Source organism: Alteromonas sp. CH_MED4-4 (genome assembly GCF_037029575.1).
GTDB lineage: Bacteria > Pseudomonadota > Gammaproteobacteria > Enterobacterales > Alteromonadaceae > Alteromonas > Alteromonas macleodii.
In genome coordinates this window covers 13471-31956 of the sequence record NZ_JAYMEU010000029.1, presented here as the reverse complement: position 1 = coordinate 31956, position 18486 = coordinate 13471, and the positions used below count along the sequence as shown (strand labels likewise).

Sequence of the window (18486 nt, the reverse complement as noted above, 5' to 3'; positions counted from 1 at the left end):
CTGACGAGTGTCACCGTATGTATTTCTACTTCGATTGCTGTATTTACTTAGGCGAGAGAATAGGGGAGAACCCTTCTTTGTGCAGCCAATTAAGTGCTTCGAAATACTTTTGAAAATAATCGCGCTCGTAGTTAGCTGATTCAGCGTCACGGTGCTTAGATGGGTGGGTTCGTTCTAACTGGGTCCACCTAACCATTCCGGTATCCAGCACGTAAGCTGAGCGTGTGAGCCCTCGCGAAATGTTCACCTTTATTGCTTCTGCTAAACGGGTTTGGCATTCAGGCGTAGAAAGCACCCAGCGGCGTCCGTCCATTAGGGCAGCCCAAGGCTTATTGTCGAACTTAGCGATAAGTTCATGCATTTCTTCTATAAAAAACTCTGTCGTTTTCAGGTTCCACGCCCCGGTTGCAAACACCTCAAGTACGTTACCTGAAACATCCAATGAATAATTTCCGTATTTAGGAAAACGCATAAAATACCTTTAATGTTTGTCTGCGTGGAACAGACCAAGCTTGCTAACTCGAAGAACTAAATAACTCACCCCTATATGATATAGCAGAGTTCTCAAGATTTGCAGTGGATATAGATATATAGGAAATATTATTAAGCGGGATGAGGTGGGCAAAACTATTTACACTTAATTTGTAAATAAATGTTTTGTTGCAGGCGCAGATTCATGCGAAAAAGATAGAATTTTGATAGGGTTTATTCGGTTTCTAAAGTAGGCAGTAAAGCATGGCATATCAGCATTTTTATACGGGGTTTCTTAATGCGAACAAAGGTAAACAGCATTATGCGTGTCACAGCCACTACTTTTGGCCCGACTGCACACGTGATGCAATGCTCAACTACTGGGATGACAGCGCTAAGTATGTTGACGAAAAATGGGGATATTTCTTCCAAACTTTGGTGCCAGAGCTACAGCAGCGCATTAGCAACATACTGAACACTGGAGCACCACAGCAAATCGTTTTTGCGCCTAATACCCATGAATTGCTTTATCGTAGTATGAGCTGCATAGATAGTGCTGCACCTTATAAAGTCGTGTCGACAGACAGCGAGTTTCACAGTTTTCAGCGCCAAGCGAGTAGGATGCAAGAGCAGGGTGCGATAGAACTTATTACCGTACCTACTAAACCCTACGATACGTTTGCGTCGCGCTTTAAGGCCGCCATTGCCGAACACGATCCCGAGCTGGTTTTCTTTAGTCAGGTGTTTTTTAATTCCGGATACGTGGTGAACGATGTCACAGATATCGTAAATAGCGTAACTAACGACAATACCCTTATTGTGGTTGATGGCTATCACGGGTTTATGGCAAAGCCTACCGATATAGCGAACATTGCCCACCGTGCCTTTTATCTTGCCGGTAGTTATAAATATGCTCAGGCAGGGGAGGGCGCATGTTTTGCGCACGTCCCCGTGGGCTGTGAGTTAAGACCTGCATATACAGGCTGGTTTGCAGAGTTCGGCGAGCTAGATAAGCCTCGCAAGGTTGGCGGCAAAGACAGCGTTCAATATAGTCTAGATGGAATGCGCTTTGCTGGTGCGACCATGGATTTTACCGCGCTCTACAGATTAAGAGCCGTACTTCGTATGTTCGACGATAATGGCATTGATGTAGCCACAGTTAACGAATACGTAATGGGCATGCAGCGCACATTTCTAGAGAAACTTGCTACCTGCAACCATCCCTTGCTAAACGAAAAACATCTAGCAGTAAGTGATGAAGCACACCGGGGGCATTTCCTTACCTTTGAATTAGATAGTGCCGATGAAACAAAAGCCCTTGCTTCAGCGCTTAAAGAGCACCATATCCTTACCGATTTTAGAGGAAACTGCTTACGATTTGGTTTTGGTCTGTACCACACCCCTGAGTACATTGATTTAACCGCACTGAATCAGAAAGCGTAAGTCGTTGCTTTAAACATACGTAAATATTAACGTCACAATTATTTGAGGATAGTTTTATGGAGTGGCTACTACCCGCTTTAGCGTTGGTACTTATTATAGAAGGAATAGGGCCGCTTCTTTTTCCAAATAAATGGCGCAATTATTTACTTCAGATAAGCCAACAGCCCAGTAATCAACTACGTCAAACTGGCGGAACCCTTGTGATAATAGGCGCACTACTGCTGTTTTATTTCAGTTGAGTTAGCGCCCAGATCTAGGCATTAAGAGGCGTGAAGCGGTGTGAAAACGGACCTCATCAACCATCGTCACACGCTTTACCATAATACATAGTTCGAAAAGGAGCACGACTTTACCGTTGACTGAAAAGTGTGCTCTTAAACCTGTATTCAACATTCAAAGGTATATTTTCAGCCCTTTGAATACCTCATTATCTTTTAAACATCCAATGCCCGCGAATAATAGCAAAACGTTATATAAATGGGCGTAGTGCAGACTGGGGTAGACCGTCTGTTCAGCTTTTATACTAGGTAATGTTTAGAAAACTTTAAAAATTAGTATCTTAGAATGTTTGTGCCGAAAAATAAGAAACCAAGCCTTACTTCAAAAAGGCTCGAGCGTAAGTGGGGCATCTTTGTGATTTCAAAAATAAAAATAAAATAGTCGTATTTTTGTTCGAAAAAGAGATGATCCTTGCCCTAGAATTTTGTAGAATCCCCGCCTAATTTTCTTACACATATGATTCATGGCAAAGAACGTTGTGGTACTCGGCACTCAATGGGGTGACGAGGGTAAAGGCAAGGTCGTAGACCTACTCACTGATCGCGCAAAATATGTTGTTCGTTACCAAGGCGGACACAATGCAGGTCACACTCTAGTAATCGACGGTGAAAAAACCGTACTTCACTTAATCCCATCAGGCATCCTACGCGAAAATGTTACCTGTATTATTGGTAACGGTGTTGTGCTTAGCCCTGACGCACTAATGAAAGAAATGACTATGCTTGAAGAGCGTGGCGTTCCAGTGCGCGAGCGATTAAAGATTAGTGAAGCTTGTCCGCTTATTCTTCCTTATCACATTGCACTAGACGTAGCGCGCGAAAAAGCCCGCGGCGCAAAAGCAATTGGTACAACTGGTCGTGGTATCGGTCCAGCGTATGAAGATAAAGTAGCCCGTCGTGGATTACGCGTTGGTGACTTGTTTAATGCAGAAGACTTCGCAGCAAAGCTAAAAGAAGTGCTAGACGTGCATAACTTCACGCTTACTCAGTACTATGGCGAAGAAGCAGTAGACTTTGATGAAACCTTAAAAGGTGCAATGGAAGTTGCTGACATTCTTAAAGCAATGGTTGTTGATGTAACTGACGAACTAGACAAAGCACACAATGCTGGCTTGCCTATTATGTTTGAAGGTGCACAAGGTACACTTCTAGACATCGATCACGGTACTTATCCTTATGTTACGTCGTCAAACACTACCGTTGGTGGTGTAGCAACGGGTGCTGGCTTTGGCCCACTTAAGCTAGATTACGTACTGGGTATTGTTAAAGCATACACTACGCGTGTAGGCTCAGGCCCTTTCCCTACTGAACTAGAATGTGAAGTAGGCCAACACTTAGGTGTTAAAGGTCACGAGTTTGGCGCGACCACAGGTCGTAAGCGCCGCACGGGTTGGTTCGATGCAGTTGCGATGAAACGCGCAGTACAAATCAACTCTATTACAGGTTTCTGTTTAACCAAGCTTGACGTGCTAGACGGTCTTGAAAGCCTTCAAATTTGTGTAGGCTACAAAGATGCAGACGGCAACGTGAAAGACGTTCCTCCTATGGCGGCTGACGGTTACGAAAAAGTGACGCCTGTTTATGAAGAAATGCCGGGTTGGACAGACAACACCTTTGGTGTAACTGAGTTTGAAGCGCTTCCACAAGCTGCGAAAAACTACATTAAGCGTCTTGAAGAGCTAACAGGTGTGCCGGTTGATATCGTTTCAACAGGCCCTGACAGAAACGAAACTATCGTTTTACGCAGCCCATACGACGCGTAATAGTTTCACATTAAATGTTTAAAAGCCCAGTGTTCACTGGGCTTTTTTTGTAATTTTTCGACCTTTTACTTTTATATAATCTTGTTATTGCTTCAACGTTAACTGTTTATACTCCTTAAGTGTGACGTCAGCCACTTGCCCTAAAATACGAGCTCATTAAACATTAATTAACAATTTAGTTGCGTTGTCTTCGAACATCCCTATTAATATAAGATAGTATCAGTTAATTATTGCGCTGCTTTGCCCGACAACAATCTTAAGATGAGCCATAGAATTGTTGCAGTGGGTGTTATGCTATCGGAGCCTTCTTATGCCAAATAGACCTTCTCTTCACGCAGTGGAAACTGGCGTGTGTTTCGTTGACGTTGTTCACAAGCTTAACGACAGTTTCGATACAGGGAGAACCAAGTCCTTGGAGTGGCGTAAAAGCCAGTTAAAGGCATTAGAAACTTTACTGAAAGACAACCAGCACGACATTTTACAGGCCCTTAAAAATGATTTAGGCAAATGTAAGACCGAAGCCATGGTAGCGGAACAAGGGTTTCTGCTTTCTGATATCAAGCATACGCTTAAGCATTTGGATAAATGGGCAAAACCACGCAAAGTATCAACGCCCATGGTGGCATGGCCAGGTAAGAGCTTTCGCAAGCCTGAGCCGCTTGGCACTGTGCTTATTATCGGAGCGTGGAATTATCCGCTTCAGTTATTGCTTGCCCCTTACATCGCCGCTATTGCAGCGGGCAACTGTGCGGTATTGAAACCCTCTGAATTGGCTGAAGAAACCTCGTCGCTGGTGGCTAAGCTTATCCCCCAATATATGGATAATTCATGCGTTGCCGTAATAGAAGGCGGTAAAGATGAAGCGACGGCGCTACTTGCCTGCAAATGGGACCATATTTTTTACACCGGTGGTGAAGTGGTGGGCAAAATTGTCATGAGCGCCGCGGCCAAACATTTAACGCCAGTAACCCTTGAGCTTGGCGGTAAGAGCCCCTGTTTTGTTGATAAAAACACAAACCTTGCTGTCACCGCGCGCCGTTTAGTGTGGGGTAAATGGATGAATGCGGGCCAAACTTGTATTGCGCCTGACTATGTCATTGTTGAAAAGGGCTTTGAGCAAAAGCTTATTGATGCGGTTAAAAAAGAGCTGAAAAAGCAATACGGCAAAGCACCTTTATCGTCACGAGATTACGGCAATATCGTTAATCATCGTCACTTAAAGCGTCTTGAAAGTTACCTTGAAAACGTCAATGTGGTGTATGGCGGCGAGCTAGATGAATCTCGTCCAGCAATGGCGCCTACCCTTGTACTGGAGCCATCGCTAGATAGCCCGCTAATGAAAGAAGAGATCTTCGGCCCTATTCTACCTATTATCACTGTCGACAACATGGAGGCGGGCATTAAGTTCGTGAACAGCAGGCCTAAGCCACTCGCACTTTATGCATTTAGTGATAAGGACGATGTGCTTGATAATATTATCAGCAAAACCAGTTCAGGCAGTGTGTGTACTAACGACACTATGCTGTTTATGACTAACCCTGAGTTACCGTTTGGTGGCGTAGGAAATAGCGGCATGGGTAGCTATCATGGCCAAGCAGGTTTTGATACATTCAGCCATATTAAAACGGTAATGAAACGTTCATTCGCCCTTGACGTGTTCTTTCGTTATGCGCCGTTTTCTAAGTTTAAGCTGTCGTTGCTTAAGAAGTTTTTATAACAGGAGTTTTCATGGTTCAACCTTTTCATCTTGCCATTCCGGTCACTAATTTAACCGACGCAGAAGCGTTTTACGGTGAGTTGTTGGGTTGTGAAAAGGGCCGCAGTGACACCCAGTGGATAGATTGGAACTTCTTCGGCCATCAATTAGTGACCCATTGTGTAGAGGCTATGCCGTCGCCGCCTGCCTATAACGGGGTAGACGATCATGCTGTGCCGGTGCCGCACTTTGGCGTTGTGCTAACCATGGACGATTGGCAAGCACTGGCAAGTAAATTAGAGGCTGCCGATACCGAGTTTGTTATCGCACCTTACATTCGTTTTAAAGGTAAGCCGGGTGAACAAGCCACCATGTTTTTCAAAGACCCTTTCGGCAACGCGTTAGAGTTCAAAGCGTTCGCAGATATTTGTCAGCTTTTCGCTTCATAATAATCGGTGTCAGTTGCTCTTTGCGCATAAACTTCATCATCAGGTTTTTGGGCTTATTATCAAAAGGCTATAACATCAGAAAACAATAACCGATTAAATCGATAAAGAGAGTGGTTTTGAATAAAGCATTAGTGCTGGTAGACGTACAAAACGTGTATTACACCTGCCGTCAGGCGTACAAACGTAACTTTAATTACAACCAGTTTTGGCGTGAACTTACCTACAATTTGGATATAGCTCATGCTTTTGCATATGCCATAGACAGGGGTGACAGCAAACAACGTGAATTTCAAAACATTCTTCGTGCTATTGGGTTTGAAGTAAAGTTAAAGCCTTTCATTCAACGTGCTGACGGCTCGGCGAAAGGCGACTGGGATGTGGGCATTACGGTAGATGCACTTGAACACGCCGACGATGTTGACGAAGTTATTCTGGTGTCGGGCGACGGCGATTTCGATATTCTTGTAAACGCCCTTAAAGCAAAAGGGAAAACCGTAACGGTGTACGGTGTTCCTGCATTAACGGCTGAAAGTATTCAAAAAGTGGCGTCTAAGTACGTGCCTATCGACGCCACGCTGTTGCTGTAGTTTTCAGCTTGTACTTTGTTCAAGGCTGATCCACATTAGCTGAGCCCTCAAAGCTACGCTAATGGAGCTCAGCTAATGTGGATCAGCTAACAGCCCTGTGCTAATACGGCTGTGCTAATATGGCTGTTCTAATACGGTTGTACTAGGCTTTTACCCCGGCCGCTTTTTTCAGATGCGGCTTCTACACCCTCTTTAGTGCGTTTAATTAAATGCACATCACCAAAGCGACGGTTATCTATGGTATAGCCCATCGCTTTAAGCTCATTTACCGTTGCCTCTGTAAACCCGTCGTGCATACGAATGGTGTCTTTGGGCAATAGCTGGTGATGAAAACGTGGTGAGTTCACGGCTTCTTCAGCGCTCATATCGTAAAGCAGGGCATTCAATAGCGACTGTGTGACCGACGAAATAATGGTAGTGCCGCCAGGAGAGCCTGTTACCAGAACCACTTGGTCGTCTTTAGTAACCAGCGTTGGCGTCATAGAAGACAGCATGCGCTTGTAAGGTTCAATAGCATTTGCCTCACCACCCACTGCGCCAAAGAAGTTAGGCACGCCAGGCTTAGCACTAAAATCGTCCATTTCATCATTCAACAAAAAGCCAGCGCCAGTCACAACAACACCGCTACCAAAAGTGAGGTTGATGGTCGTTGTATTGGCAACAGCGTTACCCCATCTGTCCATAATGGAGAAGTGTGTTGTATCTTCGCTTTCTTTTAAACCAGGCTTAACGCTTGGGGTATCAGAAATACTGGTAGGCTGAATATCTGCTGCGCGTTGAGTAATATAGTTAGCGTCAGTGAGCGCTTTTACCGGAACACTAACAAAATCAGGATCGCCCATGTATTCAGCGCGATCGGCAAACACGCGCTTACCAATTTCTGACATAACGTGAATGTATTCAGTACTGTTTTGCGCTGGCAAATCGTGCGTTGCGTCATAGGCTTCTAGCATGCCGATCCACTGGGCAACGGCAACACCACCAGAGCTTGGAGGAGGTGCGGTCACCAGCTCATAACCTTGCCAGTTTAGGTGAAGAGGTTTGCGCCACACTGCTTTGTAAGCCAGTAAGTCTTCATAGGTAATAAGGCCGCCGTTTTGCTGCATAAAATCAACAATATGCTTTGCTACATCGCCTTTATAAAAGCCATCCTTTCCCTGTTGCTGAATAGCTTTAAGCGTTTTCGCTAGCTCTGGCTGTTTGAAGGTAGTGCCTGCTTTAGCGTGTGCAAAATACTCGCTAAAGTTGTTATTGATAGATGCTTCTTTGGTACGCTCAATATAGTGATCAATGTTATTGGCCAGCTTCTCGTGAACCACAAAACCTTGCTCGGCTAAATCAACGGCTGGTGCGAGTAGACGCTCCCAATCCAATGTGCCGTATTTTTTGTGCGCGGCCCACATACCAGCAACGGTACCAGGAATGCCAGACGCTTTAGCCCCAAACAAAGACTCATACGGTTTTACGTTACCTTGCTTGTCAAGATACATATCGCGATGCGCATTTTCAGGTGCCATTTCACGGTAATCTAAAAAGTCGGTGTTATCTTCAAACTTTATTGTCATAAAGCCGCCACCGCCTACGTTGCCCGCCTCAGGTAGAGTAACAGCCAAGACAAACTGTGCCGTAATAGCAGCATCAATTGCGTTACCACCTTCTTGGAGTACCTGCATTGCAGCATCGGCACTGTAGCTGTCAGGCATGGCAACGGCCTGTTGGCTAAGCCCTACTGTATTGTTGCTAGCACTATCAGCAGGGGGATTTGGCGCATGGGAACACGCTGCCACTACTGAAATAAATGCCACTATTACCGAGATAAACCCGATGTTAGCTATCCGCTTTTTCATTACAAACTCCTTGTTACAGACATTGCTAAACCTTTGCGATTAGCAACTGACTTCCAGCAAACTTTAATCAACGGCATTAACCAAGCATGACCAAGCTTGCTACAAAATAGGCAATAAGCGTAAGTGCGCCCGCAAATAGTGCGTAGGGAAACTGAGTTTTAACGTGCGTTAATACGTCAGTACCTGCTGCTAGCGAAGATACGGCAGTAGTGTCGGAAATAGGTGAACAGTGATCACCAAATATGCCGCCCCCCAAAATAGCGCCAATGACCAGTGAAGGGGGTAACCCTAAACTTTGAATCAGCGGCACACCAATAGGAATTAGGATGGCGAATGTGCCCCATGACGTGCCTGTGGTAAACGACATGATCGCTCCGGCAATAAATAGCATGGGAACAATAAGCACTAAAGGAAGATACTCTCCCACTATGCCCGCGACAAACACGCCTGTTCCAAGCACCTTAAGGCTATTGCCTAAGGTTAACGACAGTAACACTATGGTTACTAGAGGAAGTAGTTCACCCATCCCTTTAAAACCAATTTCTACCGCTTCCTTGTGGGTAAAACGCTTGTGGATTAAGAGCAGACCATAGGCAATGGCAGTGGCAAGAGCCGTAGCGTAAAGTACAGATTTGCTCCCACTGCCTTCAGACAATACCCCATTACCTGTCCAGAACATGAAGCCAACCATGCTTAATACCATTATTATTAGCGGTACCAACATAAAACGTGCCTTGGTGGCAGGTTCCGTAGTTTGGTTAACCTCTACATGCGTGAGTGCTTTTTCTTCCTCAGCCATGGGGCCGTGCACTTTGTCAGCGGAAATAGTGTAGGCCACAATAAGTAAGGTGAAGATAGCGTAAAAGTTAAAAAACACGCTGCCCCATAAAATTGAGGCTGACGAAGCTGGTAGCTCGTATGCATCGAGCAGGCTGAGTATAAATGCCCCCCAGCCGTTCAATAAAATCAAAATACAAACGGGCGCGCTGGTGGAGTCGATGATGTAGGCTAAGCGCGCGCGGCTCATGCCGAAACGGTCAAACAGACCTCGGGCGAATATGCCGGCAGTGAGCACACTTAAGTTTGATTCTATGAATACAGCGATGCCAGTGAACATGGTCAAGCCGCCAACTTGTTTGCGACTCTTCGCTACCCCTTTGTTTACTAGAAAGTTGACCGTTGCCGTTACTCCGCCAGAGTCACGTATAAATGCGAGCAACGCGCCCACTAGTACAGAGAAAATAAGCACCCGTGTATTGCCCGGGCTCGCGGCGGTATCAACCACGCGCTCTATGGCATTAATGGGCGCCATATAGCTGCTAGCGATATCAGCATTTACCAAAATTAACGCTTCCGCGCACAAAACAGCCAGCGCTAATGCGAGTATGACTTCTTTTTTCCAAAAGACGACGGCAATAGCCACAAGAGGGGGGATGACTGACATCCAATCCATACTTCTTTCCAAACTTAAATTTATGTGTGCCTAGGACTTGTTGAGCTTTGATAAGTTACTACGCTCTACCTTCCCTATAGGTATGTCTATTTGCGTAAGAGAATGTGTGATTGCAGTTCAAAGTTGGCGAACGTGCTTCTCTCATTTATGCTAGCGTACCGTATTGTGCTTCGTGTTACCAAGGATTAGATAAACATTGTTATTCCAGCAAGTTATTTGTAAAAAACGTGCTTCATTGATGGGCCTTAGCGCTATCTTGTCAGGCATACTCATTTTATTAAGTGCTTCACTGTTTACTGCTAGCGCAACCGCTCAATCTGGAAGTGCTAACGCTTCGAATAATCCTAAGCCCAGCGCTGATGCCGAAACAATTCGCGCTGTAAAAAACATGCTCGGGCAAAAAATCATTTTGGATTTTCGCTATTTCTGTGAAGACAATACGCCGTCTTCGCGCTGCCGTACGCCCATGACCGTAATTCCACCGTCACTTTTAAATGTGCTTAGTACGCACAACATCGGCGGTGTTATTTTGTTTTCAGAGAACATTCAAAATACCGAGCAGTTAATTACGCTCAATTACACCATGCAGCAGCATATGGTAAAAGCAGGTAGTCAGCCGTTGTTTATTGCTGTCGATCAAGAAGGGGGCAGAGTAGCAAGGTTGCCTTCAGACATGCTCTCGCCGTTTGCGGGAAACATGGCCATTGGCGCCACGTTTCATCAGCGAGGCAGCGCATTTGCGCAAAGTGTGGCATCGCATATTGGGCAAACGCTTTTACCGCTGGGAATAAACACCAATTTTGCGCCGTCGGTTGATGTAAATAGCGAGCCGAAGAACCCCGTTATTAACGTACGCAGCTTTTCGGAAAATCCAGAGCAGGTAGCCGCACTCGGGCAGACATTTGTCAGTGCTATGCAAAGTACAGGTGTAATGAGTGCTATCAAACATTTTCCAGGCCATGGTGATACCCATGTAGATAGCCACAGTGGCTTGCCGCAAGTAACGCATAGCAAAGCGCAAGCTATGGCGGGTGACATCCTTCCTTTTGCGAATATCATTAATAGCGCAACGCCTCCTGCAATGGTAATGAGTGCACACATTCAGTACCCGTCTTTAGACGATACGACAATTATTGATAAGCATGGTAAGTCACAAATAGTTCCTGCTACTTTGTCGAAGAAGATACTAAGCAATTTGCTTCGCAACCAATTAGGATATCAAGGCCTTATCGTTACTGACGCGTTAGACATGGCAGGTATTACTCAGTTTTTCTCCCATGAAGAAGCATTAGTCAGTGCATTCAGCGCAGGTGCTGACATTGCGCTTATGCCGTTCACCATAAGAACCCAAGACGACATAAAAAAGTTCGCGTTACTTATGGATAATGCAGCATATCGAATTTCAGAAAGCGCATTCTTGAAAGCGTCTCATAATCGTATTATTAAGGCAAAACAGCGCTTTGCTTTGCAAAGTTTTATTTCCAAGCCCATGTCATGGTGGCTCAATGAAGCGAAAGAAAATGCTTCAATGAATAACCCTAACAGTTTGAAAAATAGAGAAATTAAAATCGAGAAAGCGCTTTCTAAATCTTCGGTATCTGTACTCTTCGGGAAGGATGAGTTGCCAATAACTTCAAATCGCTGGTTGGCGCTTATGCCAGACGCAGCAAGATGTTTAGCATTCGAAGCTGCGCTTACACGCGCACGTTCCAACTTTAACAATAAGACTCTGGAGTTTGCGTGTTTGCCGTTAACTGCGCTACCTAAAACCCAATTAGCAATGAATTTATTAAAACAAGCTGACGTGCTGGTGGTTGGTAATATTAGTCCGCTCCATGCTAACTATGAATTAGCAGGTTTCGATTTACCTGAGCATGTGAAACAACGCGCAAGCGAGACTGAGGTGATGGCATTTAGCAAAAAAATAATGGTTGCTGCGAAAGCACAGAATAAAACCGTGGTCTTTGCTCCACTGCGCATGCCATATAAAGCGCATGACGTGAAAGAGCTAGCCGATGTTGCTGTTGCTACATTTAGTTATGCGGTGAACATTACACAGCAAAGTGACAAAGAAAATCAGCACGTTACGAGCTATGGTCTTAATGCTTTGGTAGATGTATTACTTGGTAGCGCGCTCGCTGAGGGACGTTCACCTGTTTCGTTGAAATAGGTGGCCACGCGAAAGCAGAGACCAAAACCAAAGATATTGCCCATTTAAGTGCGAACTAAGAGCCAAGCCAAAAGCCATTTCAAAAGCCAATTCAAAAGCCATTTCAAAAGGAAATACCGTGAATACAACAAATACATCAGGCGCTACGAAAACTTCATTAGTCGATTCGGTATTAAGTGCGTTGTTCCCTTTTGTTCCGCTCCTAGTCGCTATTGTATTGGTAATAAGTGCGCTCATCGCACTGCACTACCTTCTGCTAGCCAAGCAGAGCCATCTTACTAGTGAGCAGAAGTTACCTCGCCAAGTAGGAATGTTGGTACTTACTATCATTGGAGCTGTCGTAATTGCGATGACGCTCCCTGTAAGTGAGAGTACTAGAAATCAGGTTATTGCACTTATCGGCGTACTTATATCAGGTGTGATTGCCTTTTCTTCTACCACCATGGTAGGGAATTTGATGGCAGGGATTGTACTTCGTGTAAACCGTCCGTTTAAAGTGGGTGACTTTATCAAGGTAGAAGGCTACAGCGGTCGTGTTACCGAAATGGGCTTGCTCGATGTTGAAATTCAGACTGAGAGCAGAGAGCTTATTGCCTTTGCCAATACACTGATGGTGAATTCGCCCATTTCTGTGACCAGAGCGTCTGGCGCAATTGTTAGTGTGGATATCAGCTTAGGTTACGATATTCATCACAGCATTATTGAAAAGCACTTACTTGTGGCAGCTGAAAATGCCCAGCTGTCAGAGCCATTTGTACAAGTGGTTGGGCTAGGCGACTTTTCAGTAAGTTATCGCATTTCAGGTCTACTAACTGAAGTGAAGAGTTTGCTGAGCGCGCGCTCACGGCTTCACAAAGCCGTACTCGACGCTTTGCATAATGCCGATATTGAAATTATTTCTCCTAGCTTTATGAATCAACGTCCCCAGCCCGACGGCTTGAAAATGATAGCTAAATCGCCTGGACACACTAAACAAGAAGAAGCATCTCCTGAAGACGTTATTTTTGACAAGGCTGAAGAGGCCGAGCAAAAAGAAAAAAGTAAAGAAACGCTGATGCAGACGATCGCCGATATTGATGCAAAACTAGCTGATAGTGAAGGCGAAAACAGAGATGAGCTTAAACATCAAAAAGCCACCGCTGAAGCTCAGCTCGCAGCTTTGGTAAAAACAAAAAATGAAGAAGGTTAGTTTTTACTAACTTTTTTAGCCTCCAATAAACCTGTATTTATTTGGGTGTGAGTATTTACTTACATTTTGTATGTTAAGTTTGGCATCGCTAACGCTTCCTCCACATTTACCTTGATAAGAAACCTCAAATCCTCAAGGCTAAAGGCGTTTATCTGTATATCAATCCGTGTCTTCGTAAAGCAGGTATGCTTTTCGTTTTTCTCTAAATTTGCTTAACTCTTTCTGCCAACTCTGACGAATTTCTGCAGGCGTTTTACCGGCTTGAATTTGATATCGTAGCGCATCGGTACCCGCTAATTTGTCGAAGAAATCTGGGCGAGTAAAGAAAGTTTCTTCAGAGGCATCACTGGCGCTGACCATCTTGTTATATTCAGAAAAACGAGAATAGGCGTCTATCAATGTAGCGATATCCAAGCCACTAATTGGTGAGCGCTTGTGAGTTGTTTGCTTAGAGTCAGAGCCTTCCAAGATCGTAGGATCAGCATAAGAAAAGACATGTGCACTTAGCAGAGTATTTTCATGTTTGGGGTGGGGCGCTGCACTATTTGCATTTACCGGTATCTTGGTTTTACCAAACTCAACAAACGGGTGGCCAATAAGTTGGAAGGGAAAGTCAGTGCCGCGACCTATACTCACGTCGGTGCCCTCAAAAAAGCACAGCGTTGGGTAAAGGCGTATCGATAAATCGTTTGGCAGATTAGGACTAGGGGCTACGGGCAATGAATAATGTGCAGTGCGTTGATAATCCTGCACTGGGACAACGGTAAGCTTAGCGTTGTCATAACTGCTCACGTCAATATCTAACCACTGTTCCCCCACAATCATTTGAGCAAGTTCGCTCAAGGTCATACCGTGTAAGACGGGAATAGGATGCAAGCCAATGAACGACGAAAATTCAGATTGAAGTACTGGGCCGTCAACATAACGGCCGTTAGGATTTGGCCTATCTAACACGATAACGTCGATATTACGCGCAAAGGCCGCCTCCAACACATAGTGCAAGGTGCTTAAATAGGTATAAAAGCGTACGCCTACATCCTGAATATCGAAAACAATCACATCGATGCCATCCAACATGTCGGGGGTAGGCTTTTTGGTTGGGCCGTAAAGGGAGTGAATAGGTATACCGGTTTTAGCATCAATATTGCTATCTACCTTTTCGCCAGCGCCTTTTTCTCCTCTAAATCCGTGCTCCGGTGACATAATACTTACAACATTAACACTGCGTTGAAGTAGGGCATCAAGCAGATGCTGATTGCGCTGGCTTGTCTTTATCTTATTTTTTTGTGCAGCCAAGCTGTTGCTCGATTCGCGCTCTTCAGGCTCAACCATGCTAGAAGGCAATGCGCTGTGGCTCGAAACCAACGCGCTTTGGTTTACCACCAAACTAACCCGTTTACCTGCTAGCAAGGGCAGGTATTTCGAATAGCGTTCAGCGCCAACAGTAAACTGCTTAGTGCTTGATACAGGCTGCTTATCCCCTAGTGTAGGCTGCTTCGCGTTGCCACCTGCATCGCTTGTATATACATGTGTAGATAAGCTTTGCTGTGCACAGCCGTTAAGCGATAAGCTAATTAGTGCTAGAGAAAGTACTGCAATGAATGCGCTCGACGTTAGGCGTCTAAAAACCTTGTTAAATGTGACCGAAGTTAAAACTTTCATAGCATTAGGCTACCGTGCTTATTCGCTTTTATTCACGGCGGAACGTAAATATCCACCGCTAGCATCTAATTGAGCGGCGGCCTGCTCGGCAGATTGCCCCGTTAATACCATTAAAATAGCAACTTTAGCTTTGTTGTTACACGCACTAAGCGCTGCTAAAGCAGCATTTTCACTGCAGTCCGTAGCCTGCATAACAATGCGAAGCGCACGGGCTTTTAGTTTTTCGTTAGTGGCATTCACATCTACCATTAAGTTTTGATAGGTTTTCCCCAGCTTAATCATTGTGCTGGTGCTAATCATATTAAGAATTAGCTTTTGCGCCGTACCCGACTTCATGCGCGTACTGCCAGTAAGTGCCTCAGGGCCAACAACTGGGCATATAGCTACATCAGCATGGGTAAAAATAGCGGCGTTAGGGCTACATGCAATAGCGCCGGTAAAGCAGCCAAGCGAACGGGCATATTCCAGTGCGCCACTTACATAGGGTGTACGACCGCTTGCCGAAATACCAATAACGGTATCGTTGTGGTTTAAGGACAGCGCTACAAGATCAGCACGCCCCGCGTCGACGTCATCTTCTGCACCTTCTACGGCGTGCTGAATGGCTTTTTCACCGCCAGCTATCACGCCAACAACCAGTTCATCAGGCACGCTAAACGTGGGGCGGCACTCTACCGCATCAAGTATGCCCAGCCTGCCGCTGGTTCCCGCGCCTATATAAATAAGCCTGCCACCATTTTTAATGCTAATGGTTGCAGCATCCACCGCTTTTCCAATTTGCGGAATTTGCGAGGTAACTGCGTTTGCCACTTTCGCGTCTTCGTTGTTAATGCGGGCAAGAATGCCTTCTGTGCTTAGCGTGTCTATATCGAGGGTGTCTGGGTTTCTGCCTTCTGAAACAATTTTATTCAGTGACTGGGCTAATTCGTTAACAGTAGGTTTATTACCTGCCGCTTGAATGTCAGTACTGACTGTATTTTTAATACTGGCGTTGGCGGATGATTCTGAAGTAGAAGAATTGTGCGAAGACATTGAAAACCTTGGGGCAACGAAATTGTGATAATGAGCTAGCGCAAAGCATAACGGTATTTTATGCCATAAGAAACCTTGCGTTAGATGGTACGTTTTTCATTATTAATCCTGCGCAGCTAATACGTTTCTCGTGGTACACTTTGGCTTTCGATATTCTTTCTCATTAAACATTTAAGGAACGTGTTTTTCTGTGAGCCGACAAACGCAAGCTATCATTCATGCTGATGCCCTTTTACATAATTTTAAAGCCCTTGCTGCTTTAGCGCCCTCAAGTCAGTCTATGGCGGTAGTAAAGGCCGATGCTTATGGTCATGGAGCAGTAAATGTTGCGCGCATTCTTCAGCATGTTTCTTCGCGTTTTGCCGTAGCAATAATTGAAGAAGCCATTGCGCTTCGCGACGCGGGAATTTCTGCGCCTATTGTGGTGTTAGAAGGGGCACATCAGGCAAAAGAGTGCCAAATGGCATTTCAGCATAACTGTATATTAGTTATGCACTGCGAAGAACAGCTTACGTGGTTAGAAAGCTGCCCCGAACAGCAGCGCCCGCATATTTGGCTTAAAGTGGATAGCGGCATGCACCGGTTGGGTTTTGCCCTTTCCGATATCGAAGGGATTGCTGATAAGTACAATCATTTACTTAGCGAGCAAACGGTTATTGCTACGCACTTTGCGTGCGCTGACGATTTAGATAATAACTTTACCAACACGCAAATCGATGCGTTCAATCAAGTAGCGAGTAAATTGGACTTGCCATCCAGCGTGGCTAATTCTCCCGCCACGGTAAACTGGCCTGCAAGTCGAAATGCTTGGAACCGTTTAGGTGTGGGGGTTTATGGCGGTGCCGTTTCTACCTCACAAAATCTCGACATTGAAATCTACCCTGCCATGACACTTCGCTCCAGTGTATTAGCGGTACGAACCATACCTGCAGGTGAGGGAATTGGTTATGGTCAAACCTGGGTAGCAAGTAAGCCCAGCAAAATTGCAACCGTTGGCATTGGTTATGCCGATGGCTATCCAAGACACTGCAAAAACGGTACGCCGGTAATGATTAGAGGTAAACGCGCCTATTTAGCTGGCCGCGTTTCTATGGACATGATCACAATCGATGTAACTCATATCGACAACGTCGCGGTGGGCGATGAAGTTGAACTCTGGGGGCATAATGTGCCAATTCAGGAAGTTGCGGCTAATGCTGACACTATCGACTACGAATTAATGACCCGCGTTTCTCAACGCGTGCCGCGCATTGTAAAATACCTTTAGTTATCAAAGCAGTGCCAGTTTGGCTAGACCGCATATAAGTTTTAATAAAGCACTATTCATTAAAAGAATGAGACTTTTACCCCCATTTTGAGCCTATACTGTATCGGCTTGGTTGCGGGATTGCGGTGAATGTTTCGCCTCCAACTGTGCTGAGCAACAACTCATAAGTGAGGTTTGTATGCGTACTTCGTTTTCTCGTCCAAGAGTGAACCGTGGAGTAGTAAGTCGACCGTCAAGACCTGTTCAGAAGAAGCAATAGGTTTGTTGTAGGCGTCTAGGAATACAAATAAAAGATACAAGAAAGCCCGGTTAGGTTGTGCCTAACCGGGCTTTTTATTTGTTGCCCTAATCATCGCTGCTGTCTCTTTTTGAGGGGAGTAACAGCGAAAATTTATGACCGAATGGCAAAGACTGGCTGAGTAAATTTAGCCGTTTTGTGCGCGAAGCTCGCTGTCTAAGCACTGTTCTAGGCTGTTTTCAGCACGATTTTCCATGTGATTGGTATCGGCGTTGTTTGACTCAGCGTTTGCCTTTTTTGATTCAGATTCGCCTTGCACTGGGAAGTAACGCTCTGGTCTATGGTTAAGCGAAATAACCATGTTCAAACAAAATGCCGCTAAAATTGAAATTAGCACTAAAGGCCAAGCGATGAAAAACAGAGCACTAAGTAATATACAGCTATCTACGGTTAGCTGGAATGTACCGGCTCTAATATTGAAACGCTGTTGTAAATAGAACGCCATAATACCAACGCCACCAAGGCTTGAGCTATGACGAAACATCATCAGCATACCTACACCAATTAAAATACCGCCAAATACCGCCGCGAAAAATGGATTTACGTGGCTAATATCCACAAACGCTGGAATTTGCTCAGTTAGTACAGAAACCGTGGTGACGGATATAAAGGTGTTAATGGTGAAACGCTTGCTAATTTGCGTCCAAGCTAGGGTGTAAAACGGTAAGTTAATCAGAAAGAATAGCAAGCCGAAGTCTATATCTACGGCATAAGTACCTAACAGCGCTAAGCCTGCCGCGCCACCTACCATTAAGTCTTGAGACTGAAATAAATATACGCCAAAAGCAACAAACAAGCCGGCACTTATCAGGGCGAAAACATCCTCGATGACACTGTGTTTTGTTTTTTGCATAAGAAAAAGTTTGCGTTAAGAAGACACT

General features: G+C 45.1%; 15 protein-coding genes. 9 read left to right on the top strand and 6 right to left on the bottom strand.

Features of this window, described 5'->3' with window-relative positions; all coding sequences use genetic code 11:
• Nucleotides 1-43: 43 nt before the first annotated feature.
• Nucleotides 44-472, bottom strand: coding sequence for a hypothetical protein (locus tag WA381_RS16905; RefSeq protein ID WP_156085870.1), 429 nt, complete (start codon nucleotides 470-472; stop codon nucleotides 44-46).
• A gap of 263 nt (nucleotides 473-735) precedes the next feature.
• On the opposite strand from WA381_RS16905, the gene WA381_RS16900 reads away from it, so the two are divergent.
• The 6 genes from WA381_RS16900 to WA381_RS16875 all read left to right on the top strand — a co-directional run bounded on the left by WA381_RS16900 (nucleotide 736) and on the right by WA381_RS16875 (nucleotide 6687).
• Entirely contained in the window at nucleotides 736-1914 is a 1179-nt protein-coding gene (locus WA381_RS16900) for an aminotransferase class V-fold PLP-dependent enzyme (RefSeq protein WP_156085871.1), read from the top strand.
• 56 nt (nucleotides 1915-1970) lie between these two features.
• Nucleotides 1971-2153 (top strand): DUF2065 domain-containing protein, encoded by a 183-nt coding sequence (locus WA381_RS16895; RefSeq protein ID WP_156085872.1) that lies wholly within the window; start codon nucleotides 1971-1973, stop codon nucleotides 2151-2153.
• A gap of 503 nt (nucleotides 2154-2656) precedes the next feature.
• Complete coding sequence (locus WA381_RS16890; RefSeq protein ID WP_156085873.1) at nucleotides 2657-3955, top strand: adenylosuccinate synthase; 1299 nt, start codon at nucleotides 2657-2659, stop codon at nucleotides 3953-3955.
• 310 nt (nucleotides 3956-4265) lie between these two features.
• Nucleotides 4266-5672, top strand: a complete 1407-nt coding sequence (locus WA381_RS16885; protein ID WP_156085874.1) for an aldehyde dehydrogenase family protein — start codon at nucleotides 4266-4268, stop codon at nucleotides 5670-5672.
• An 11-nt stretch (nucleotides 5673-5683) separates the two neighbouring features.
• Nucleotides 5684-6100, top strand: a complete 417-nt coding sequence (locus WA381_RS16880; RefSeq protein WP_061094106.1) for a VOC family protein — start codon at nucleotides 5684-5686, stop codon at nucleotides 6098-6100.
• Nucleotides 6101-6216: 116 nt separating this feature from the next.
• A complete protein-coding gene (locus WA381_RS16875) occupies nucleotides 6217-6687 on the top strand; it encodes a LabA-like NYN domain-containing protein (RefSeq protein WP_156085875.1) in 471 nt (156 codons plus the stop codon).
• A gap of 128 nt (nucleotides 6688-6815) precedes the next feature.
• Here the strand turns inward: WA381_RS16875 and ggt are convergent, their stop codons facing one another.
• Together ggt and WA381_RS16865 are read right to left on the bottom strand one after the other, a co-directional pair.
• Nucleotides 6816-8534, bottom strand: coding sequence for a gamma-glutamyltransferase (gene ggt, locus WA381_RS16870; protein WP_156085876.1), 1719 nt, complete (start codon nucleotides 8532-8534; stop codon nucleotides 6816-6818).
• Nucleotides 8535-8610: 76 nt separating this feature from the next.
• The gene (locus tag WA381_RS16865) at nucleotides 8611-9987 is read right to left on the bottom strand and encodes a Na+/H+ antiporter NhaC family protein (RefSeq protein WP_014975536.1); all 1377 of its coding nucleotides are present in this window, start codon (nucleotides 9985-9987) and stop codon (nucleotides 8611-8613) included.
• A gap of 196 nt (nucleotides 9988-10183) precedes the next feature.
• Between WA381_RS16865 and WA381_RS16860 the strand changes: the two genes are divergently transcribed.
• Together WA381_RS16860 and WA381_RS16855 are read left to right on the top strand one after the other, a co-directional pair.
• On the top strand, nucleotides 10184-12157 hold the full coding sequence (locus WA381_RS16860) for a glycoside hydrolase family 3 N-terminal domain-containing protein (RefSeq protein ID WP_156085877.1): 1974 nt from the start codon (nucleotides 10184-10186) through the stop codon (nucleotides 12155-12157).
• Between the two features lie 118 nt (nucleotides 12158-12275).
• Entirely contained in the window at nucleotides 12276-13346 is a 1071-nt protein-coding gene (locus WA381_RS16855; RefSeq protein ID WP_156085878.1) for a mechanosensitive ion channel family protein, read from the top strand.
• A 159-nt stretch (nucleotides 13347-13505) separates the two neighbouring features.
• Here WA381_RS16855 and WA381_RS16850 read toward each other — a convergent pair whose 3' ends face one another.
• Together WA381_RS16850 and murQ are read right to left on the bottom strand one after the other, a co-directional pair.
• On the bottom strand, nucleotides 13506-15008 hold the full coding sequence (locus WA381_RS16850) for an exo-beta-N-acetylmuramidase NamZ family protein (RefSeq protein WP_156085879.1): 1503 nt from the start codon (nucleotides 15006-15008) through the stop codon (nucleotides 13506-13508).
• Nucleotides 15009-15026: 18 nt separating this feature from the next.
• Entirely contained in the window at nucleotides 15027-16040 is a 1014-nt protein-coding gene (murQ, locus tag WA381_RS16845) for an N-acetylmuramic acid 6-phosphate etherase (protein ID WP_156085880.1), read from the bottom strand.
• 190 nt (nucleotides 16041-16230) lie between these two features.
• On the opposite strand from murQ, the gene alr reads away from it, so the two are divergent.
• Nucleotides 16231-17307 carry an alanine racemase gene (gene alr, locus WA381_RS16840; protein WP_156085881.1) on the top strand — a complete coding sequence of 359 codons (1077 nt, stop codon included), beginning with the start codon at nucleotides 16231-16233 and terminating at the stop codon, nucleotides 17305-17307.
• 425 nt (nucleotides 17308-17732) lie between these two features.
• On the opposite strand, the gene WA381_RS16835 is transcribed toward alr, so the two are convergent.
• Complete coding sequence (locus WA381_RS16835) at nucleotides 17733-18458, bottom strand: YitT family protein (RefSeq protein ID WP_156085882.1); 726 nt, start codon at nucleotides 18456-18458, stop codon at nucleotides 17733-17735.
• Between the last annotated feature and the right edge of the window lie 28 nt (nucleotides 18459-18486).